The sequence below is a fragment of the Brevibacterium sp. FAM 27836 genome (assembly GCF_051351055.1).
Classification (GTDB): Bacteria; Actinomycetota; Actinomycetes; order Actinomycetales; family Brevibacteriaceae; genus Brevibacterium.
The window spans coordinates 1,604,134-1,624,789 of record NZ_CP195711.1; the positions used below are offsets into that span (position 1 = coordinate 1,604,134).

The 20,656-nt window shown below is 59.2% G+C and carries 19 protein-coding genes; 2 read left to right on the top strand and 17 right to left on the bottom strand.

Annotated features, from left to right (window positions below; genetic code table 11):
- Positions 1–5: 5 nt before the first annotated feature.
- The 5 genes from ACSE4D_RS07265 to ACSE4D_RS07285 form a co-directional block, all read right to left on the bottom strand.
- Positions 6–590: a tripartite tricarboxylate transporter TctB family protein gene (locus tag ACSE4D_RS07265; RefSeq protein ID WP_436326959.1), complete on the bottom strand. Its 585-nt coding sequence runs from the start codon at positions 588–590 to the stop codon at positions 6–8.
- A complete protein-coding gene (locus ACSE4D_RS07270) occupies positions 587–1,645 on the bottom strand; it encodes a Bug family tripartite tricarboxylate transporter substrate binding protein (RefSeq protein ID WP_436326960.1) in 1,059 nt (352 codons plus the stop codon). Before ACSE4D_RS07270 ends, ACSE4D_RS07265 begins: the two co-directional genes overlap by 4 nt.
- 124 nt (positions 1,646–1,769) lie before the next feature.
- Entirely contained in the window at positions 1,770–2,996 is a 1,227-nt protein-coding gene (locus ACSE4D_RS07275) for a CaiB/BaiF CoA transferase family protein (protein WP_436326961.1), read from the bottom strand.
- 1 nt (position 2,997) lies between these two features.
- Positions 2,998–3,945 carry a hydroxymethylglutaryl-CoA lyase gene (locus tag ACSE4D_RS07280; RefSeq protein ID WP_436326962.1) on the bottom strand — a complete coding sequence of 316 codons (948 nt, stop codon included), beginning with the start codon at positions 3,943–3,945 and terminating at the stop codon, positions 2,998–3,000.
- 156 nt (positions 3,946–4,101) lie between these two features.
- A complete protein-coding gene (locus tag ACSE4D_RS07285; protein WP_436326963.1) occupies positions 4,102–4,662 on the bottom strand; it encodes a dihydrofolate reductase family protein in 561 nt (186 codons plus the stop codon).
- A 483-nt stretch (positions 4,663–5,145) separates the two neighbouring features.
- Between ACSE4D_RS07285 and ACSE4D_RS07290 the strand changes: the two genes are divergently transcribed.
- The gene (locus ACSE4D_RS07290; RefSeq protein WP_436326964.1) at positions 5,146–6,156 is read left to right on the top strand and encodes a hypothetical protein; all 1,011 of its coding nucleotides are present in this window, start codon (positions 5,146–5,148) and stop codon (positions 6,154–6,156) included.
- A 104-nt stretch (positions 6,157–6,260) separates the two neighbouring features.
- On the opposite strand, the gene ACSE4D_RS07295 is transcribed toward ACSE4D_RS07290, so the two are convergent.
- The 5 genes from ACSE4D_RS07295 to ACSE4D_RS07315 form a co-directional block, all read right to left on the bottom strand.
- Positions 6,261–6,704, bottom strand: coding sequence for a CoA transferase (locus tag ACSE4D_RS07295; protein ID WP_436326965.1), 444 nt, complete (start codon positions 6,702–6,704; stop codon positions 6,261–6,263).
- Positions 6,705–6,862: 158 nt separating this feature from the next.
- On the bottom strand, positions 6,863–7,678 hold the full coding sequence (locus ACSE4D_RS07300) for an RES family NAD+ phosphorylase (protein ID WP_436326966.1): 816 nt from the start codon (positions 7,676–7,678) through the stop codon (positions 6,863–6,865).
- Between the two features lie 220 nt (positions 7,679–7,898).
- Positions 7,899–8,831 (bottom strand): sce7725 family protein, encoded by a 933-nt coding sequence (locus ACSE4D_RS07305; RefSeq protein ID WP_436326967.1) that lies wholly within the window; start codon positions 8,829–8,831, stop codon positions 7,899–7,901.
- Between the two features lie 8 nt (positions 8,832–8,839).
- Positions 8,840–9,604, bottom strand: coding sequence for a sce7726 family protein (locus ACSE4D_RS07310; protein ID WP_436326968.1), 765 nt, complete (start codon positions 9,602–9,604; stop codon positions 8,840–8,842).
- A 312-nt stretch (positions 9,605–9,916) separates the two neighbouring features.
- Positions 9,917–11,200 (bottom strand): CaiB/BaiF CoA transferase family protein, encoded by a 1,284-nt coding sequence (locus tag ACSE4D_RS07315; protein WP_436326969.1) that lies wholly within the window; start codon positions 11,198–11,200, stop codon positions 9,917–9,919.
- Positions 11,201–11,579: 379 nt separating this feature from the next.
- Between ACSE4D_RS07315 and ACSE4D_RS07320 the strand changes: the two genes are divergently transcribed.
- On the top strand, positions 11,580–12,092 hold the full coding sequence (locus ACSE4D_RS07320) for an antitoxin (RefSeq protein WP_436326970.1): 513 nt from the start codon (positions 11,580–11,582) through the stop codon (positions 12,090–12,092).
- 182 nt (positions 12,093–12,274) lie between these two features.
- Here ACSE4D_RS07320 and ACSE4D_RS07325 read toward each other — a convergent pair whose 3' ends face one another.
- From ACSE4D_RS07325 to ACSE4D_RS07355, 7 genes are all read right to left on the bottom strand, one after another.
- The gene (locus tag ACSE4D_RS07325) at positions 12,275–13,126 is read right to left on the bottom strand and encodes a fumarylacetoacetate hydrolase family protein (RefSeq protein ID WP_436326971.1); all 852 of its coding nucleotides are present in this window, start codon (positions 13,124–13,126) and stop codon (positions 12,275–12,277) included.
- Positions 13,127–13,313: 187 nt separating this feature from the next.
- Positions 13,314–14,243 carry a 3-keto-5-aminohexanoate cleavage protein gene (locus ACSE4D_RS07330; protein ID WP_436326972.1) on the bottom strand — a complete coding sequence of 310 codons (930 nt, stop codon included), beginning with the start codon at positions 14,241–14,243 and terminating at the stop codon, positions 13,314–13,316.
- A gap of 20 nt (positions 14,244–14,263) precedes the next feature.
- Positions 14,264–15,052, bottom strand: coding sequence for an SDR family oxidoreductase (locus tag ACSE4D_RS07335; protein WP_436326973.1), 789 nt, complete (start codon positions 15,050–15,052; stop codon positions 14,264–14,266).
- Position 15,053: 1 nt separating this feature from the next.
- The gene (locus ACSE4D_RS07340) at positions 15,054–16,397 is read right to left on the bottom strand and encodes an MFS transporter (protein ID WP_436326974.1); all 1,344 of its coding nucleotides are present in this window, start codon (positions 16,395–16,397) and stop codon (positions 15,054–15,056) included.
- A 52-nt stretch (positions 16,398–16,449) separates the two neighbouring features.
- Complete coding sequence (locus ACSE4D_RS07345; protein WP_436327124.1) at positions 16,450–17,526, bottom strand: LacI family DNA-binding transcriptional regulator; 1,077 nt, start codon at positions 17,524–17,526, stop codon at positions 16,450–16,452.
- Between the two features lie 171 nt (positions 17,527–17,697).
- Positions 17,698–19,002 (bottom strand): MFS transporter, encoded by a 1,305-nt coding sequence (locus ACSE4D_RS07350; RefSeq protein WP_436326975.1) that lies wholly within the window; start codon positions 19,000–19,002, stop codon positions 17,698–17,700.
- A gap of 10 nt (positions 19,003–19,012) precedes the next feature.
- Complete coding sequence (locus tag ACSE4D_RS07355) at positions 19,013–19,897, bottom strand: SMP-30/gluconolactonase/LRE family protein (RefSeq protein WP_436326976.1); 885 nt, start codon at positions 19,895–19,897, stop codon at positions 19,013–19,015.
- Positions 19,898–20,656: the final 759 nt, after the last annotated feature.

Below are 20,656 nucleotides of genomic sequence, written 5' to 3' on the forward strand. Positions count from 1 at the left end.
CCCCCTTAACCCAGGATTCCGACCGGCAGGTACACGGCGAGTCCGTAGACGAAAGCCGCGTAGACCACGACGGCGAAGACGAGGGAGAAGATGAGGTTGCGAATCCACTTCTCCGGCGCGTAGATGCTCGTCAGCCCCATGAGGAACGCCGCCGTGGACAGCAGGAAGCCGACGGGGATGAGGATCGCCAGGTAGACGAAGAACAGCGCGAACTGGAAGACGATCTTCCGCGCCGGCGGCTCCGGCGGTGCCTCGAGGACGACCCCGCTGCCGCCTTCATCCGACTCTGCGGACCCCGCGTCCACCTCGGCAGATCCCGCAGAACCGGACCGTGCAGAACCGGACCGCGCAGACTCGGGTCTCGCAGACTCGGGCTCCGCCTCGGCGAGGGTGGCTTTCCGGTGGTGGTACACGGACTGCCCGGCGAGGAAGAGGCCGAGGAGGGTAAGAGCGATGCCGACGATGGCGGGGAAGGTGCGCGGGGTAACGATGTTCGCGGTCTCCTGGATGGCGAACGTCGCGATGTAGTAGACCAGGCCGATGACGGCGATCGCGCCGCCGGTGATGAGGTCGGTGCGGTGAGCGGTCATTTGCTGTTGCCCAGGTCGGTCTCCTTGACGCCTTCCTCGACCGTCTTCGCCGCCTCTTCGACATAGGACTGGGCGTCGTCGCCGGTGAGCAGTTCCTCGGACCACTGGTTGTTCTTCAGTGTCTCCTGCCACGAGTCGGTCTTGCTCATGTCCGTGAGCTTCTCGGCCCAGAACTCCACGGCCGAGTCCGGCATTTCGGCGGGTCCGTAGATGCCGCGCCAGTTGCCCAGGGTCACGTCAAAGCCGGAGTCCTTGGCGGTGGGCACCGTGTCGAAGGGCGCGGCCAAGGGCTCCTCGGCGAAGGTCACGAGCGGCTCGATGTCCCCGGATTCGAGCACCGAACGGAACTCGCTCATGCCGGCGATCGCGACCTTCGCATCCCCGTTGAGCATGGCCGTGGTCTGCTCGCCGCCGCCGTCGTAGTTGACGAAGTTGATGTCGCCCGGGTCGATGCCGGCTTCCTTCGCGAACAGCGCGAACGGCAGGGTGTCGTCTCCCGCGGCGGCGACGGTGACCTTCTGCGGGTCGTCCTTGAGCGCTTTGACCAGGGCGTCGAGGTCCTTGAAGTCCCCGCCCTTGGGCGTGACGACCATGAAGTCCTCGACGTAGAGGGTGGCGATGAGGGTGGCATCCTCGGGGCCGAATTCACACAGACCGCGGGCGTTCATCGTCTGGCTGGCCAGGGAGGTGACGGCGATCTGGTCGTCCTTGCCCTTCTCCTGCTGCATCATCGACGTCAGCCAGGAGCAGCCGGTGCCGCCGGGTTTGTTCTGCACCGGCAGCGGGGTGGAGACGAGGTCGTCCTTCTGCAGCGCTTCGACCATCGCGCGGGCGGTGGTGTCCCAGCCGGATCCGGGTTCGGCCGGGGCCGTGACCGTGACCGGCCCCTTCGGGTAGTCCCCGCCTTCGCCCGGGGGCTGCGCCTTGTTTCCGCAGGCGGTGGTGACGAGGGCGACCGTGGCGAGGACCGCGCCGATCTTCGCGGCGCGCCTGCCGGTGGGTGTCGAGTCCGCTTTCGCCGAGGTGGCCGTGCGTGTGATCGTCGTTGATCGCATGAGTTGTCCCCTTGTGTGTTCGGTGATCGCCGTATGGTCCGGTGGTGCTGGGTTCTCGTGGTGCTGTGATCTGATGAGCGAATGGTCCGGTGCTGTGGTCCGGTCCTGTGGTCTGGCGGAGCGGTCAGGTGGTGTGATCGGGTGGCCCGTTCGGTACGGCGGGGCCGTCCCGGTAGTGGGCGTTGTGGTGTCCCGGCCCGGGCACATCGCTGCGCAGACCGAGCCTGCGACCGTCGAAGGTCAGCGGCAGCAGCGGCACATCGACGCTGTTGCCGGTCGGCAGCCCGGTGTGTGCCAATGCCCCGGAAGCGACAAGATGGGGGTCGGAATTGAGATCGGCCGGAGTGTTGACCGGGGCGACGGGCAGGCCGCGGCGGGTGCATTTCTCCTCGATCTCGGTCAGCCTCAGCTGCGACAGCGCCGCCTGGAGTTCACGGTGGATGCGCTCACGCTGGTCGACCCGCCCCTGGTTGGTCAGCATGTCCGGGTCCATGGCCAGTCCCGTCAGCCCGAACTCGTCGCAGAGGTCGCGCCACTGTCCGTCGGAGACCGCGGCGATGAAGACCTGATTGTCCGCGGCATCGCGGAAGATGTCGTAGACGGCCCAGGTCGCCTGCCTCGTCGGCATCGGGCGGGGCGGTTCGCCGCTGATCTGGGATTGGGCCATGTGGGTGCCGACCAGGAACGCATTGTTCTCGAACAGTGCGGAGTTGATGAGTTTTCCGCGCCCGGTGGTCTCGCGGACCCGCAGGGCCGACTGGATGCCGATGACGCCGAACATTCCGCCCATGATGTCGTTGACGCTGGCCCCGGCGCGCAGCGGCTGCCCGGGCGGGCCGGTCATATAGGCGAGTCCTCCGAGCATCTGCACGACCTCGTCGAGCGCCGCCCGGTTGCCGTACGGCCCCGACAGGAATCCCTTGAGCGAGCAGTAGATGAGGCGCGGGTTGCGGGCGGAGAGCTCCTCGTATCCGTAACCCATCGACTCCATCTTCCCGACACGGAAGTTCTCGAGCAGGACGTCGGCGGAATCGATGAGGTCGAGGACACGGTCACGGTCGGCCGCCTCGGCGAGATCGAGCTGCACGCTGTGCTTGTTGCGGTTGAACGCGGGGAACAGCCCGGAGCCGGAGCCGGGCAGGTAGCGGGTCTTGTCGCCGGCCCCGCGGGGCTCGACCTTGATGACCTCGGCGCCGAGGTCTGCCAGGATCATCCCGCAGCTCGGCCCCATGACCATGTGCGAGAACTCGATGACGCGGATGCCTTCGAGCGGCAGCGGTTCGGTCGCCCGCGCGTGATCCGCGTTTCCGGTCGCGGAATCGGTCGCGGTGTCGGTCGCCTCGGTGTTCATCTCAATCCCTCACCGAGGCGGGGGCGAAGCGGCCGTCGAAGGCTGCGGGCACTGCGGGGATGTCCGACAGGCTCGACGTCAGCGGGTGTCCGACGGCGGCGATGAGCGGTTCGCGGACCTCGGCGAGGGCTTCGACATCGACGCCGGTGGCCACACCCTCGCGGTGGAGGAGGTGGACGAGGTCGTCGGTGCCGATATTGCCGGCCGCACCCGGGGCGAAGGGACAGCCGCCGAGTCCGCCCATGGCCGCATCGAAGTGCGCGATGCCGAGGTCGAGGGCGGCGATGACATTGGCCATGCCGAAGTTGTACGTGTCGTGGAGGTGGAGGTTGACCGGTTTGTCGGGGAAGGCTGCAAGCACGGCCGCAGTGTTCCGCCGCACGAGCGAGGGACTGGCGTTGCCGATGGTGTCGGCGACTCCGATTCCGTGGGACCCGGCGTCGACGAACGGGCGGAGGACCTCGACGAGGTGGTCGGGCTCGGTGATGCCGTCGAAGGGGCAGATGAAGCTCACGGCCGTCGTGATGTCGAAGCGCAGCCCCTGGTCACGGGCGTAGACGGCGGCGTCCATGAGACGGTCGGAAGCCTCAGCGATGGAGGCGTCGGAGTTCGCCTTCGAATGGCCTTCAGAGGCGGAGAGGACGAGTTTGATGTTCTTCGCCCCGGCATCGACGGCCCGCTGAGCTCCCTTGAGGTTGAACACGAGGGAGTAGAACTCGACACCATCGGCCTCGTACGGAGCCAGGCGGCGCAGGAGTTCGTCGGTGTCGGCCATCTGCGGGACCTTCTTCGGGTTGACGAAGGAACCGACTTCGATCTGGGTCAGTCCTGCGGCGATGAGCTTCTTCGCCAGAGCGACCTTGACGTCGGTGGGGACGATCGCCTCCTCGATCTGCAGACCATCGCGCAGAGTGGTGTCGAGGATGTCGACGGTGGTCGGCCTGGCCATGGGACTCCTTTTCGCCGGCTCCCGGACAACGGGAAACGAATCGTCGCCGCGCTCCGGTGTGCGGCGTCATCTTCGTTATACATCGCGCTCAGCCCACCGGACAGGCTTTGTTCGGCATTTGAGAGAACCGGGAGAATTGCCTGTGCGCAGTCCCACCTATCGGGAATCCTGTCGTCTCGGTCGATATGTCTGGATCGCGTGGCCTGCTTCGAGTTCGTCCCGATCAACGAGTTCGAGGTCGACGACGTCGCTCAGTCCGGCGAAGAGGTAGGGTCCGTGGCCGGCGATGCAGGGGTGGATGACGAATTCGAATTCGTCGATGAGGCCGACATCGGCGAGCGCGAGCGGCAAGGTCACTCCCCCGACCGCAAGTCCCGTCACGGATTGCTCCTTGAGCTCGCGGACCGCGGTGGCGAGGTCTCCGCGGATGAGTTCGGAGTTCCAGTCAACGCTGTCCAAGGTGCTCGAGACGACGTATTTGCGGGCCGGGTCGATGGCCGCGACGAACGGGTCGAGGTCCTCTTCAGGAGTCGTGTCACCCTCGGGCCGGCGCAAGGCGTCTTCCATCATCTGGTAGGTGACGCGGCCGAAGATCAGACCGTCGGCACGCTTGAGATTGTTCGCGTGATGGTGATGGAAATCGTCGCTGATGACTCCCACGCGATGATCGCAGCAGCCGTCGACGGTGACGTTGATCGAGTACCTCAGCTCGCCCATGGCATAAAAGTAGACCTCGGCGGTCGCCACCGGAAGAGGTATTCGAAGACAGCCGTGGCACGGCCGTCTGTGCTCACCCCCCCTGCCTTTGCTCAAAGACTCAATCGATGTACGATTTGCAAAAATTATCGCCAATATGCCCTCTGCCCAAAGTAGTATTTATACATGGGTAGTCGAGCTATTGAAGTAGACCGGGTCCAATGGGGAGTTGGGAACGGCGGATTCCATACCGAAGACATTCGAGCAACTGGAGCGTTCCAAGGACCTCCCGCAGTTCGTGTAGTTTACGATTGCGGCAGTATGCGCGAGGGATCAGTCGTGGACGCTGAAATTAGTTCATGGGCGGGCACATCCGGCGGCCAACGATTGCGGACCGCAGGAAAAGTTGTGATGGTCGTAAGTCACTTCGATAGGGACCATGTCAACGGATTGACCCGGTTAGGCAATGCAGGACTGTCACCAGACCACATTATTCTTCCCTACTTGAACCCACACGAACGCGTAATACAGATTCTGGAGAACGTAGCATCGGCCACCGATGATCCGGACGCCCAAAGTTCAATGGAAGATGACCAAGACATCCAATTATCTGCCTGGCTAGTCGCAGATCCTGAGTCATACGCCTCTGAAATGTGGCCCGGGACGGTCATACACACGATTTCACCAGAAGGCCAAGAGGGACCAACCTCTGATTGGACGGATTTCGAACCAATTGGGTTCGAATGGGACGACCCCGAACTAGATGATGCCTTCAAGTTAGCAATAAGGTTCAATCCTCAAATTGGGCTGGACATAGTGCCACAGGCTGAACCCAAGAAGCCCAGCAACAAACCACTGTGGCAATACCGCTGGAGAGAGCACCGAGAGCTAGCTCCAGATGAGCAAGACGTACCTTCAAATCTGGCACAAGCGTTAGCCCAGGCCCTTGGAATTACAGTAAAAGAAGTTGCGTCTCCCTCTGACTTGTGGAGTGCAATTGCAGCGAAGGATGCCTGGAAGAAAGTCGGCGACATTTACAGGCAGGAACTTCCGACAAGCGACCTCAACCCCTATTCATTGATGCTTTGGTCAGGTCCTGGTCCTGGCGCTAGACAGATACATGCCAGCAGAGGAGCGACCCTACGGAACCTAGTCAATCAAACTGATCGTGCCCTGAAAGTATGGGGGCGCACCGGCGGGTGGCTAGGCACTGGCGATGCGGTGCTGAAATCTGTTCCTGAAGTCGATCGACTAATTTCTTGGCTCGGAGTTCTAAACTCAAAAATCGACGTACTCAACGCGCCTCATCACGGCTCCCGCAACAACTCCGATAACAACCTCTACAGTAGGGTGCCGGAAGCACCTGGTGTTGTGCTAGCTCCCGCAGACGGAAAGAACAATTGGCACCACCCACACTCAGAAGTAGTAATTGCCGCAATCACCGAGGGACATGCCGTCATGCGGGTAGGAGACCGGCAAGACCAAAGGTTCATGTGGAGCGTGACAGTTCGATAACTCTCAGTTTCAGCCACCTATTCCATGTGCAAGATCACCCGAGCTCGTCGGCCAAATTTTCAATGCGTCAGATCTTCGCATGCTCAGCCTGCACTCGGAACTGACTATTGGTCACTTTCCGCGCGTAGCCTCAACCACGACAGCACTTCGTCGGTATGTTCGCCCAGATCGGGCCCGAGGTGGTCGATCGCGATCGATTCGCCGCCGATGAGCTGGGTAATTCCGGTGAAGGCGACATTCTCGAGGACCTCTTCACCGGTGGAGACGTCGAGGTTCTGGATCATTCCGCGGGCGGCCAACTGCTCATCGGCAACGAGATCCTCAGCTGCGTAGATCGGCCCGGCCGGAACACCCACTTCTTCCAAGGCCCCGACGACGTCCTCAACCGAACGCTGCGCACACCACTCCCCGGTCGCCTCGCCGAGTTCGTCGCGCCGCTGCCAACGGCCGGCATTCGTCTGCAGGCCGGCATCCTCGACGAGGTCGGGACGGTCGATCGCCAACATCAGCCGCGGGAAGATTCCGTCCCCATTCAACTGCCAACACATCTATTTACGCAAGCCCTCAGTAGCACGCAGACAGACGTACAGTGCACACCACGCTACCCTGTTTCGTTGTCATCGGCGGACAAATTTCAATTCATGAATGCGTACTCGGTCCACCAACCCACGCTAATGCATGCACAACTCCGAGCAACCTCAACGCACTAGCCGTCAATAGCCACAGCAACTTGAGTTACGCTGACATTTCTTGACTCAACTGCTACCGCCACCTCAGGATGAAATAAAGCGATGTTCACCCCTGAATCACTACTAACGGAGCTACGGTACAGCACGCCGTCAAACCCCAACTTTTTGATGCACTCACAGAGATACTGAGTTGGGACGTACTCGTAAGGAACTCCCCGTGGCTGCACAGGACGCGTCAGTTCGTCACCTAGCCTCTCAAGCAAAGGAAGATCTGCTCGAAGTTCGATAATGTCACCTTCATCGCCTTGAGTGAAAGGAGAAATTAGAGAGCGCGGGTCTCTCAAATCTGCCAGCTTCAAGTTGCTTGCGCCGCTAAGCTCGAACCTCGCAACGCAAGCCCTTTCACCGGTGTGAGGACGCAGCTCCGCAACGGCTGTTGAACGTGTGGATCCCAAATACAGATAGGGAATGCCTGCAGGATTGGCTCGACCGTGCCCCGCCTTATGGCGAGGAGGAGCGCCCATATCTTTCAAGTCGTAGTCCTCGTCACCAGCAATCAGACGCGCCCTGTACCATGGCGTATACGCGATATCCGACGGACCAGTGATTACCTGGGAAAGCAATACAGCAATGCGTTCTAAGTCCATCGGGTCCTCTAGAAACCAACGATTTCCGTGCATTAATTCGTCGCGAAGCTCTTCCCAACGATGAAGATTTCCGCCGCTTGGATGCGATAGTGGTACGAACGGCTTTCGAACGATTTCTCCATCGTCTAGCACTTCAGCAAGCAAACCGCTGGCTCCAGCCTCGCCCAGATTGCCGCTCGAGAACATTCTCCACTCGCTCATCAAGTGTCGAACAAGAGGGACTCCATCCGAATCTTCCCTGTACGTCGCCACCAATGGAGCGAACCATTGACCCAAACTTGCCGGCTCGACGCAATCCGTGTCCTCTTGGCCACAAAAGTCACACGTCATACGGATGGGCTGGCATTGCCCTATTAGGTTATCGCGAATTTGACGATCCCCGAAGCAATCAGCGCAGCAACGCCGGTCAAGCATTTGCGTGAAATTCCGCTAGCGTTTCAAGATGATGCTTAATTGATAACTTTTTAACGTAACCTAAACCCGGGAAGTGATTACGTCTATGAAGGTCCCGAAACTCTTCAACGGCGGAAGTAGGCAATACTTTTGTCGCGGGATCATTTACTGTACTAATCAGCTTCGAAAGGGCTTGAGCAAATTTCCCGGCCGGGTCAACCGGCGTGTCATTATCATCAGATTTGAAATGATAGACAAACATTGCATCATCGTTAGATGGGTCTATAAATGTTAAATGAATTGCCACTGCATACGCTGGACCTCCGCCCTCGCTGTAGTGGTCACCAATGGTGAGAAAGTCACCGTAGCCGTCTCCTCCGCGCTCTTCATATGTAACATGAAGATCGGAGAAATGCTCTACAAAATCGTAATCTGCGTTCTTCTTGCGCACGAATCCGTCCTCGACAAGGATCCGCCGAGACCGTCTAAACGGGCGCCGATAGAGCGTATTACGCGCGTCCAGGAAAACGTGAGTCATCGAATCGGAATCCAAATGCTGCGCCAATTCTTTACCCTCGTGGAAGCCTCCGTGAACCAGAGTCGGAATACGATCACCGAAGGAGTCGACCAGGTCCATCACCTGTTCGACCTTCATACCGCTGGTGAGCAGAATCGCCGGTGAGATAGCGACACTATCGCCATGATCTCTCTCCAAAAACTCAACCAGCGAATTTCCACTTTCCTTATGGTCGCCATGCCTGGGATTCATGATAATTGCCGCACCAGCACCATATTCGACCAATTCGTCTAGGCTCCGCTGGAGGCCCTTAATATTTTCTCGAACCGGCTCAATAACAGGGGTGAACCCGGCGTCAGCGATGACGCCCGCACTTTCTTTTATAGCCAGCAATTCAAACTGTTTCCCGCGAAAATATGGGTAGTACATCCTTGCCCCTAACTCCAGGTCATTACAGACGACATCGAGGTTGCAGTTGCCAGAGTTAAGTTGCTCTTAGCCTCGTTGTCTAGATTACCTAGTAGTGCAGCTGCCCGATACGAAGGAGCAAGCGAACGAATCTGTGTTTCATGCTTCGCCCGCGACCGACTTCGTTTCAGGACAGCAACGGTGTGTCTGTGAACTTCTGCGGCTTCTAGCCCTTCGCTCAGACCACGAATTTCCGACCAAAGGAGAGTGTTCGGAACGTCAGGGGCTTTAATTCCAAATTCTGATAGAACTTGAATTGCTTCACTGACACGAAGCGTTTCCACGAGTGCAACCGGATTAATTCTTTCTGGCCGATCATGAGCCTCACGGACAGTTTGCAGTCGCAATCGGGGTGAGAGAGCTGTCACGCCCACGTCTTCAGGTGCCATTCGAAGCACGGCATCCACCTGGCTTGGACTTGTGACTACAACTACGCTCGCAAAGACTGACCGATAGTCGTTCAGCTGACCAGGTAAACGTGCAAGTGAGTCTCGTTCTGACTTGATTTCGTATGCGGTGGAAGTTCCATTAAGGATCACTAGGTCGGCCTTAGAGGTCCGAGCTCTTACTTCATTTAAGACAGTAGCGGTTCGAAGATTGTGACGTCCGAGTGCAATCTTTTCTATGAGAGTACTTCGATAGACATAGTCATCACGATTGCCAGATTTGGCCAGCTTGCGGTAGCCCAGATCGAATGCATCTTTCAGCGTAGCCGAAGCGGGAAGCTCATGCACGAGAGAGGTGTTTTGGAGGAGTCGCGCGGCCAACGGCGAGCGTCCTCGCTTGCCGAGCTCCCTGATAACTCTGGGAGAAAACAAACGTGACAGGGATGCAAGCTCTGCTGTGGCCGGTTTGCCCACGCAACATGCCCCTTTCACTAGATTGCGTTCAGTTCACCTAGTCTACCGGTTTGCTTTGCGGGCTGTGGTCACAATATTGCTTTGGCCGTTGAACTGAGCCTTCGCTGTTCTAAATACTCAGCTGAGCAACCCCGCGCTGTAGCACGGGCCGCTATACAAATTGGTTATCTCTTACCTATCTATTCGCTATCGGAGATTGTCGCTCACCCGGTCTGACTCCGGGGCCGCTCCCTGATCTGACGCCAGCCCCAGCCAGGACAGCACCTCGTCGGTGTGCTCCCCCAGATCCGGACCGAGATGGTCGATGGCGACCGATTCGCCACCGACGACCGGGGTGATGCCGGGGAAGGCGACGTTCTCGAGGACCTCTTCGCCGGTAGAGACATCGAGGTTCTGGATCATGCCGCGGGCGGCTAGCTGCTCATCGGCGACGAGATCCTCGGCGGTGTAGATCGGTCCGGCCGGCACCCCGGCGTCCTCGAGGGTCTCGATGACGTCTTCGACTGAGCGTTCGGCGCACCAGGCCCCGATCGCCTCATCGAGCTCCTCGCGCCGGTCCCACCGTCCGGCGTTCGTCTGCAGTTCGGCATCCTCGGCGAGGTCGGGCCGCTCGATCGCGGTCATCAGCCGGGTGAAGATTCCGTCCCCGTTGCCGGCGATGACGACGGACTTCCCACCGGCGCAGAGGTAGCCGTTCGAGGGCGCGATGCCCTCCATCCGACCCCCGGTGCGGGTGCGGACCTCACCGAAGGCCGAATAGTCGGGGACCAGCGATTCCATCACGGAGAACATCGCCTCATTGAGCGCGACGTCGACGGTCCGCTCCGACAGCGGGCCCTCCCCTTCGAAGCTGTGTGCGGAGCCGACGACCGCCTCGGCGGCTCCGGCGATCTTCTGCCGCTGACGGTCGAAGAGCATCATCACCGCGCCGAAGGCCGCCTGCATGCCGGCGATCGAATCGCCGATGGAGATCCCCACCCGCACAGGCGGGCGGTCGGGGTCGCCGACGAGCTCGCGGAAGCCCGAGTAGCCTTCGGCCACGGCGGCGAAGCCGGGACGGGCCGACATCGGGCCGGTCTGCCCGAACGCGGAGATGCGCACGAGAACGAGGTCGGCGTTGGCCTCTTCGAGGACGTCCGGTCCGAGCCCCCACTTCTCGAGCGTGCCGGGGCGGAAGTTCTCCAACACGATGTCGGAGCGGCGGACGAGCTCGAGAGCAGCGGTCCGCCCCTCCTCGCTGCGCAGGTCGAGGACGACGGACTTCTTGTTGCGGTTGATCGTGCGGTAGAGCATCGAGGTGGTGCCGGCCTTGAGGCGCCAATTGCGCAGCTCGTCACCGGTCTCCGGGCGTTCGACCTTGATCACCTCGGCGCCGAAGTCCGCGAGCATCCTGCCTGCTGTGGGCGCGGCGATGTAGTTGCCGAGTTCGAGGACTCGCACACCGGTGAGGGGAAGTCGGCGCGTGCTCATTGCGATGCTCCTTATCAGGCGACGGTCCGGCGCGGCATGGCTGCGCCTCGACCATCGTGGTTCTCGTCCGTGACTGCTAGTTCCATCGTGCCAGGTGTTTCTCCCAAGGTCTGGGATATCGGTGCCGTCGCCGTCGATCTCACCGAAGCGCTCACTTGAGCTGAGTGCCGAGGGCAGACCCTATCGCGGATACGGCGCTTTGCGTACCGCCCTCTCCATTGAGAGTCATGTGAAGTTTCAGCATCAGTTGAACATCACCTGAGACTTGAGCGAACTTCGCGCAATTTTCCTTGCCGGGTGTTGCCTCATCCCAGCTGTTGTCCAAGACTGGAGGAGCAGTCGCAGACCGCGACGTTACGTTACTGAAAAGGAGTTCACCGTGGGAATCGGAGATTTCGCAGACAAGGCCAAGGACGCCGTCAACTCTGAACAGGGACAGAATGTAGCCAATCAGGGCCTCGACAAAGCGGCAGACGCAGCTAACAGCGCGACCGGAGGAAAGTTCTCCGACCAGGTCGACCAGGGCCGCAAGGCAGCAGGCGATTTCGTCGGCGGAGGAGACAACCAGGGCGGCCAGCAGGGTGGCCAGGGTGGACCCGGCGGCCAGCAGGGCAACCAGGGTGGCCAGCAGGGCGGACCCGGGGGCCAGCAGGGCGGCGGACAGCAGCCCAACGCCGGCCAGGGCAATCAGCCTCAGGGCGGCCAGCAGGGCAGCCAGGGCGGCCCCGGCGGCCAGCAGGGCGGCCAGTCCCAGGGTGGACAGGGCGGCCAGCAGAACCAGGGCGGAGCTCCCGGTCAGGGCGGCCAGGGCGGACCCGGCCAGCAGGGCGGCGCACCCGGCGGCCAGCAGAACCAGGGCGGTCAGCAGGGCGGCTTCGGCCAGCAGCGCTGAACCTCGGTTCAGCCACAGTTGACTGACGAGGGGCGGTGCACCAGCAGTGGTGCACCGCCCCTCGTTCTGTGCCGACAGATTCTGCGGCGTCCGATCCCGCCTGCCTTCCTCCGGGTGCTCTCACGTGCGACAACTGCTGCGAGCACCGAACAGGGCGACGGGGCCGAACAGTCCGTGACGGCTCAATCCGTGACGGCCACGACCTGCCTGTGCCGCCCGAGGCTCTCGACCTCGATCTCGACGAGGTCGCCGTCGGCCAGATACGGGAACTTCCCTGACAGCCCCACACCCTGAGGCGTACCGGTGAGAATGATGTCGCCGGGTTCGAAGACCATCGCCTGGCTGAGCTGGTGGATGATGTCCCCGACGGAGAAGATGAGGTCGGCAGTCGTCGAATCCTGCCTCGCCTCGCCGTTGACCCAGCTGCGCAGTCGCAGGTCCCCGGGGTCCACCTCGGCGGCGGGCCTGATCCATGGACCGAGCGGAGTGAAGCCGGGCAGATTCTTCCCCTTCGACCACTGACCGCCGGATTCCTCGATCTGCAGGCGACGTTCAGACAGATCGTTGGCGAGCACGTAGCCGGCCACGTGGGAATATGCCTCCTCCGCCGAGGTGACCCGGAAGGCCCGGGAACCGATGACGACCCCCAGTTCGACCTCCCAGTCGGCCTTCTTCGCATACGGTGGGAGCTCGATGGGGTCATTGGGCCCGGAGATCGTCGAGGGCATCTTGAAGAAGATGACGGGACGCTCGGGCGGCTCGGCGCCGGCCTCTCGGGCGTGCGCGGCGTAGTTCATGCCGACGCACACGATGGACGATGGCTTGGTCAGAGGTGCGCCGATGCGCATCTCCTCGGCACCGGCCAACGGTGCGAGCTCACCGGAGTCGAGCGCGGCGCGGACGCGTTCGATGCCGTCGGAGGCGAAGAAGTTCGGGTCGATGTCGTCAGTCAGTGGGCGGAGGTCGAAGCAGACTCCGTCGCTGCCGACCACCGGAATCTCGTGGCCGATCGGTCCCAGGCGCAGCAGTTCCATGCGGTTCCTCTCTACTCTGTGTCGGCCACGTCATTGTGACCTGCGGCCACGGTAGCGACATCACAGCACGCAGATTGGAGTCGTTCAAGGAATGGACATATCGAAACACCGAGCGATGGTCGACTGTGGCAGAGGGCCTCGTGTCATCGCACCTGGCCCTCTGCCATGTTTGAGGGTCACCACAGAATCAAAATTTCACCTGATCAGCACCCTTGAGCCCGAGAATTGTTCGAGCCTCGTCGGGAGTTGCCACCTCCATACCGAGCTCTTCGACAATGTTGCGCATCTTCGCCACCTGCGCAGCGTTCGACTCAGCGAGCTTGCCCGGGCCTATCCACAGTGAATCTTCCAGCCCTACCCGGATGTGTGAGCCCATCGTCGCCCCCATCGTCGCCAGGGGCTGCTGGTTTTTGCCTGCACCAAGGATCGACCACTGGTAATCCTCGAGCAGACGGTCTGCGGTGCGGTGCATGTGCATGAGATCTTCCGGATGCCCGCCTATACCGCCAAGTAGGCCGAAGACCGACTGCACGAAGAGCGGCCCCCGGGCCAAACCTCGACCTTGGAAGTGCGCAAGATTATAGAGATGGGAGATGTCGTAGCACTCGAATTCGAACCGGGTGCCATTTGCGTTCCCGATCTCGAGGATGCGCTGAATATCAGCAAAAGTATTCTTGAAAACGAGGTCGCGAGAATTTTCGAGATGTTCTCGCTCCCATTCGTTCTGGAACGACGAGTACTTATCGAGCATGGGAAACAGACCGAAGTTCATCGAACCCATATTCAAGCTTGCAAGCTCGGGTTTGAAAGTCGCCACCGGTTGCATTCGCTCTTCGACGCTCATGTGCGGCGACCCGCCGGTGGTGATATTGACAACCGCGTCTGTGTTACTCGCGACCTTCTGCAGAACAGGCTCGAAGTGCTCCGGATCCTGTGACGGGCGCCCATCGTTCGGGTCCCGGGTATGTAAATGCAGGATTGCGGCTCCCGCCTCTGCGGCACCGATGGCCGCATCCGCTATCTCATCCTGCGTGATTGGCAGATGCGGTGACATGGTTGGGGTGTGAATGGCCCCAGTGACCGCCGAAGTTATGATGACTTTTCGTGCCTGTGCCATAGGTGTTTATTCCTTTGATTTCAGTAGAGCTTTTCAGTGTTTCCGTCAACCGCCATGGCTTGACCGTTGACATGTGAGGCCATGTCCGAGGCCAAAAAGACGGCCATATTGCCGACGTCGCTGGGGGCCGCAAGTTTGTTGAGCGACGACTGGCCTGTATAGAGGCCCGTGACCTCCTCAACACTCTTACCTAGCATTTCCGCTTTGGATTCGATGACCGCTTCAATCCGTGGTCCTCCGACCGCACCTGGGCAGATGGCGTTGCAACGGATGTTCTCTGCGCCGAGTTCGATGGCAAGGGTCTTTGTCAGCCCGACTACCGCCCACTTCGTCGCCGAGTACGGGCTGCGTCCCGCCATTCCCAGCCTTCCGGCTGCCGACGACAGGTTGACTATGGATGGCTTCACGCCTGTTCGCAACAAAGGAAGGAAATGCTTAACGCAGTAAAATTGGCTATGGATGTTCACGTCAAACGTTGACAGCCATGCCTGGGAATCGATTGTTTCAATCGCACCAGTTGGTCCGGCGATGCCCGCGTTATTGACCAATACGTCGAGCGTCCCCCACTCAGCGGACACCTCACCGGCAAGGGCTGCCACCTGTTCTTCGCTTGCAGCGTTGGACACGGTGGCGCGAAATCCCTGACTGCGGGCCGCTTCGACTGCGTCTTCTGCGATGTCAGTTACCCAAACCTCAGCGCCAGCATCAGTAAACCTCTGTGCGATGGCCATGCCGATCCCGGCGGCCCCTGCAGTGATCAGGACGCGTTTTCCTTCGATACCTAGCAGGTTCGTACTTCTATTTACCATTTCATTTCTCCGAACTCGTGGACGTTTGGGCAGGATCAGAGTTCTGCGGCCTCTGAAGATTGGATTCCTGCCCTTGCTTGAGGAATGGGATAAGGAAAGCGCCGATTACGCAGACTCCGATGATCAGCCATAGTCCGGAGACACCTGATCCCGTGAAATCTTCCATAAAGCCCATAATGTAAGGCCCGAGGAATCCGCCGAACAGACCAACCGTGTTGACGAGAGCAAGCCCGGCGGCCAGTCCGACACCGGAGAGCCGCGTGGCCGGATAGGTGAAGAGGATTGGCTGCAAAGCGAAGAAGTTGAACGCGGCCAAGCAGAACCCGATGAGTCCAACCACGGGCCCACCAAGCGCGCCGATGATGAAGCCGACGATAATACCGATCATCGACCCAAGTGCGATCATCTTTGAGGTGCTCCCAGTCTTGGCGAAACGAGGCAGGAGCAGCGCCCCAGCAGCCGAGAACAACCACGGAATCGCTGTCAAAAGTCCAATCTGAATCGAACCCATCTCGCCCCAGCCGCCGATAATCGACGGCAAGAAGAAGTTGAGGGCGTAAACGGCAAGCTGGTGACCAAAGTAGACACCGACCACCAGGATTATCTGGGGGTCACGGACGATGTCGATGACGCGATGGTTAGATGCTCCTGACGCTCCAGCTTGTTCTTCGGCTGCGATGGTTTCCTCCAGCCTTATGGCTTCCGCAGAGGTGAGGAACTTCGCGTGCCGCGGCCCGTCAGGCAGGAACTTCCATACGAGGACTGCAAGGAAGCAGGCGGGCACACCTTCGATGAGGAACATCCACTGCCAACCGTGTAAGCCCAGGAAGCCGTCCATTGTCAGAAGCACTCCGCCGATCGGCGCTCCGATAATATTTGCGATTGAGACGCCCAAAAGGAATGCGCCGTTGGCCTTTGCGCGGTCCCTTACCGTGAACCACTTCGTAAGGTAGTACATCACGCCTGGGAACAGACCCGCCTCAGCAACACCGAGCAACATGCGCAGAATGTAGAAGGACCACTCCCCCTGGACAAACATCATCGCTGCTGAGATCAAGCCCCAAGTGATCATGATGCGCATGATCCACCAACGAGCTCCGACTTTATGCATGATCATGTTCGACGGGATTTCGCACAATGCGTAGGTGAGGAAGAAGAGCCCTGCTCCGATGCCGTAAGCAGTCGCGGAGATGCCCAAATCAATCTCCAGCCGCTCCTTGGCCATTCCTATGTTGCTTCGATCGAGAAAGGCCAATATATAGGCCGCGATCAACAACGGCATAAGCCTTGCGAAAATCACTCTGTTAAGCACTTCTGGCGACCGCAACGTCGCAGATTCTGACATGACTATCCTTTATGTTTGGAAATTGGCTGGTCCGATATTTCGCTGGAGCGGCTCAATCTCTGCGTATACTCAGTGCGTTGAACGATTCGGGATGGCACCCGCAACTGGTTCCAATGTGAATTTGGTGTTGGCAAATCACTTCGCGAACTGGCGAGCCCGGGTCGGCGATGTGATCAAGCAGGACAGCAAACGCCGTCTTCGCCATCTCGACAATTGGTTGGACGATGGTTGTCATGCCCATCAGTGGCGATCGAGAACGGGCAAGCCCGTCACTACCAACAACCAGGAGGTCATCGGGAATGCTGATCCCGTTAAGGACCGAGTATTCGATAATCCCCAGAGCCACCTCGTCGGAACCGCAGACTATAGCTTCGGGTCGGTTCTTCGTATCGCCGAGGAGCTCCTCGGCAGCAATTCGGCCACCATTGCGATGCAGTCGAGTACTCACTTTCCAATGCCCCGGAATGACGATCCCGTGTTCGGCAGCAGTGTCAATGAACGCTTTCTCTCTATCTGCCGAAGCGGTAGAGAACCGCGGGCCGATAACCGTTGCAATCCTCGATACTCCGTGTCCGAGAATGTGAGTCATGAGTTCCCGCGCTGCCAAAGCATCGTCGATGCCGATAAAGCTCGCTTCAGCATATTCAACCCTGCGGGAGAGGTTGACCACGGGAATGCGGGCACTGTTAAGCGTCCCATAAGACCGCGCATCGAGACGCATCCCACCAGTAGATATGACTCCATCGACATTGCGCGCAGACATGGTGGAAGCGACTTGGTCCAACCGCTCAGGCTCGTCTCCCGTCGTAGAGACAAATACATCAAAACCTTCCTCGGCAGCCGCCTCAATGATCGCCTGCGCCCAATGCATGTGCATGTAATTGACCATTGACGGGACAATTAATCCAATTACCCGCGTCAGCGAGCGGTTGTGCATTGCCGAAGTAAGAGGTGACCGGTACCCGAGCTCGTTGGCTTTTTCGATCACCTGACGTCGAACGGCAGGGGACACTCCTGATTTGCCGTTGAAAACGTAGCTGACTGTTGCTGTCGATACACCGCAAGCGCGCGCAACTTGGGCCGCAGAGACACGAGAACGAGACACATCTTCATGTCTTTCCGTTTGCATCGTTGACACCCAATCTCCCCACAGCCTTGTGCAGACCGAACATTGCCATTGGACTCCCCCACAATAACGTTAAGCAACGTTAAGTTCTCTGCAGATGTGCTCGTCGAGCGCTCTCCCTGGTGTGCGGACTTCATCTGCTCGACGTTCGAACCCGCGGAAGGGAAAACAGACTCACACCCGCAACCTTGGGGGCTGTTTAACAAAAATCTGGACGAGTGCCCCCAGCAGTGCGAACCCCGCCAACGTCAGGAAGCAGTACACGTACCCCGCAGAAGCTTCCCAACCACCTCCGAACGTGACGAGGCGGCCGATGAGAACGGGCGCTATACCTCCACCGATGAACATTGCGGTCGTAATGACACCATTCGCGGTCGAAGTCCCACCGTCGGGCGCAGAATCAGATGCTGCGGCATAATAGATCGGCCAAACAGCATTAGCGACCAAGCCGAAGATCAGCTGAACGACGACGACCAAAACAGAAGTCGTTGCGAAGTACAGAGCGGCCACACTCACTGCCATCCAGACGCCACAAATGATAATGGTGGGTTTACGCCCAATGCGGTCAGACAGGCTCGGCCATATGATCTGCCCGAAAATGCCGGTGAGAGCAAACACGACACTCAGCCCGGCTGACTCTGCCAGGGAGAGCCCCACAACGTTGTACAGATACGGGGGCAACACGGTGTTCACTCCCATGTACACGATCTGGGTAAGCATGGTTGTCACCGCGGTGATTGTGATTACCGGAGTCATCACTGTCCGCTTGAGCAAACCTTTGGCGTGTCCGCGCAGATTCTCTATCGCATCTGGACGTGTCAATCCCTTGGCATCAATGTCCTGATAGAGCGTGACAATTTTGTCTTTTGTCGAGTACTTCGCCCAGAAGAGCATGATCGGCACAGCAATGAATACGGCAAGGAAGAACGCGTACGACCATCCGTCAGGCCCGAACCAACTCAGCACAGCCGCCGCCATGACGCCCGACAGTAGAGAGCCGATCGGGTAACCAGTGTGGTGAGCGCCGAGCGCAAACCCGCGTCTCTCTTTTGGCCACCATTCCGCGGTATTGCTGACTCCGACCGGTTCACCCCAACCCGCGCCGAGATTGACTCCGAATCTCAACGCCAAGAACAACACGATGTTGTGACTGATGAACTTTAGCCCAGAGATGAATGACAACACGGCCATCCCGATGACGATCGGAACCTGGAACTTCGCGCGCTTCTCTCCGCCACCGTATTTGTCACTCAGTGCAGAGCCGGGTATCGGCAGGATAGCTAACGAAAGCATGATCAGCGACGCGATTACTCCCCACGCATCTGGCGAAAGGTTCAGCGATTCCGAGATCGACGGTCCCAGACGCAAGATGATTTCACGGTCATAAGCGTTGATCACCCAGATCAGCCAACAGACGAGAAGAGATACCCACGAGTACTTATGTATTGAACGGAATGAGTTGCCGACCGAGGTCTTCATTCGACGACCCTCACATTCCGAATCTGGGCTCAGCGATACCAGTGACTCCCAGACCTGTCACTGCGAAGACCGACCCTCGCAATTGACCGTCTTCGGGGAATCGCGGAAGTGGTGGCTTGGCCATGGAGGTGACGTAGAGAACGTCCAAGTCGGGTCCGCCGAAAGCAAGACTTGTCGTTTTGAGGACCGGCATTTCAACTACCCGATCCACTGCTCCGTCCGGAGAGTACCGAACGATGGTACCGCTGTAGACCAATGCTTGCCATACATATCCCTCAGAATCGACAGTGGCTCCATCGGCTGCACCGCCGCCGCTGGTATCGACCTTCGTGAATCTCCGTCGTGAAGAAACTTCTCCACATTCCGTGTTGTAGTCGTAAGCCCAGATCTCCCCGGTCCAAGTGTCGGAGAAATAGAGAGTCGAACCATCCGGACTGAAACACGGACCGTTCGAACATATGACTCCGGTTTCCAGCACAGCAAGCCGGCCGGACACATCATACGAATATAACTTCCCTGATGGCTCCTCCTCGAGCGTGTCCATCGACCCAAATACAAATCTACCCTGACGGTCTACTTTGCCGTCATTAAGCCGGTTCTGCGGTTCATCAGGTTCGGGATCTACGAGAAGTTCTTTGTTTCCACTTTCCATATCGATTCGGTACAGTCCGCTCTGTAGCGCCGCGATAAAGTAGGTGTTATCGGAACCTACAGCGATTGACCCGATCGGCTCGCCGACCTCCCACGCACGCAACTCGGTCCCCATATGAGTCGAGCGGAAAATTCTTCCGTCTGCACTGTCCACCCAATGCAGACGTTGCGATTCCGCATCCCATACGGGCCCCTCGCCCAGTGTTGTCTTGATGTCCAACAACACTTCGACATTCCCAGCCATCCAGATCCGCTCCTTTGTTCAGCTCCGGAACGCAAAAAGCATGGTCCTCGCATTTGCCATATCGGGCACGTCGAGGTCGCTTCGTTGCGACGTGAAACACTCCAATTAGAGTGCGGGCCGAGCATGTTAAGCAACGTTAAGGACGTATTTCACGCTGCTAGCTAAGATCAGGGGAAAACACTGCCAAGCCGACTGGATCTAATACTCAGGTAAGGCGGCAGTACGCGACTCTCCAACATCACCGTCGACTCTGGCCGCTCGTCGAAAGCAATCGGGCCACCAAGTTTCTGGATCTGGTCGATGCTTCCGCTGCTTTTGATCAGCCAGTGCAACTGCTGTACACCTCGTATTCGCCCGCCGCGGGAGGACAATGACAGGCACCAGCTAGCGCTGGAGAATCCGCATGGCATGCTTGTCCAAAGACACAGGTTTGAGCGCGTCGACGCCAGAAGGCCCGCGCATCATCACCTTCGGATGCCTCCACTCCGCTGCCGTCAGTGCCGTCGATCAGTCCGGCCCCGTCCCCACAACCACTTCGGTCTCGCCCTGCTTGATGTTGAGGCGCTTTATCGAGCACAGGATCTTTTCCGTGTGTTCCCGGTCCACCTCGATCCACTCGTCGACAACGCGGACTCCGCATCGAGTCCGATTCCCGCCGCCGACATTACGCGCGGCCGAGGCGCAAAGGAGACGATGCGGAAGGGCACCTCCGAGGCCGCGGGCACTGAAGCCGTGTCACTGACGGCGCTGGATACCTTG

Coding starts and splice junctions, on each gene's coding strand:
- ACSE4D_RS07265 (WP_436326959.1), bottom strand. CDS start 590: ATGACCGCTCACCGCACCGACCTCATCACCGGCGGCGCGATCGCCGTC.
- ACSE4D_RS07270 (WP_436326960.1), bottom strand. CDS start 1,645: ATGCGATCAACGACGATCACACGCACGGCCACCTCGGCGAAAGCGGAC.
- ACSE4D_RS07275 (WP_436326961.1), bottom strand. CDS start 2,996: ATGAACACCGAGGCGACCGACACCGCGACCGATTCCGCGACCGGAAAC.
- ACSE4D_RS07280 (WP_436326962.1), bottom strand. CDS start 3,945: ATGGCCAGGCCGACCACCGTCGACATCCTCGACACCACTCTGCGCGAT.
- ACSE4D_RS07285 (WP_436326963.1), bottom strand. CDS start 4,662: ATGGGCGAGCTGAGGTACTCGATCAACGTCACCGTCGACGGCTGCTGC.
- ACSE4D_RS07295 (WP_436326965.1), bottom strand. CDS start 6,704: ATGTGTTGGCAGTTGAATGGGGACGGAATCTTCCCGCGGCTGATGTTG.
- ACSE4D_RS07300 (WP_436326966.1), bottom strand. CDS start 7,678: ATGTTCTCGAGCGGCAATCTGGGCGAGGCTGGAGCCAGCGGTTTGCTT.
- ACSE4D_RS07305 (WP_436326967.1), bottom strand. CDS start 8,831: ATGTACTACCCATATTTTCGCGGGAAACAGTTTGAATTGCTGGCTATA.
- ACSE4D_RS07315 (WP_436326969.1), bottom strand. CDS start 11,200: ATGAGCACGCGCCGACTTCCCCTCACCGGTGTGCGAGTCCTCGAACTC.
- ACSE4D_RS07325 (WP_436326971.1), bottom strand. CDS start 13,126: ATGGAACTGCTGCGCCTGGGACCGATCGGCCACGAGATTCCGGTGGTC.
- ACSE4D_RS07330 (WP_436326972.1), bottom strand. CDS start 14,243: ATGGCACAGGCACGAAAAGTCATCATAACTTCGGCGGTCACTGGGGCC.
- ACSE4D_RS07335 (WP_436326973.1), bottom strand. CDS start 15,052: ATGGTAAATAGAAGTACGAACCTGCTAGGTATCGAAGGAAAACGCGTC.
- ACSE4D_RS07340 (WP_436326974.1), bottom strand. CDS start 16,397: ATGTCAGAATCTGCGACGTTGCGGTCGCCAGAAGTGCTTAACAGAGTG.
- ACSE4D_RS07345 (WP_436327124.1), bottom strand. CDS start 17,526: ATGCAAACGGAAAGACATGAAGATGTGTCTCGTTCTCGTGTCTCTGCG.
- ACSE4D_RS07350 (WP_436326975.1), bottom strand. CDS start 19,002: ATGAAGACCTCGGTCGGCAACTCATTCCGTTCAATACATAAGTACTCG.
- ACSE4D_RS07355 (WP_436326976.1), bottom strand. CDS start 19,897: ATGGCTGGGAATGTCGAAGTGTTGTTGGACATCAAGACAACACTGGGC.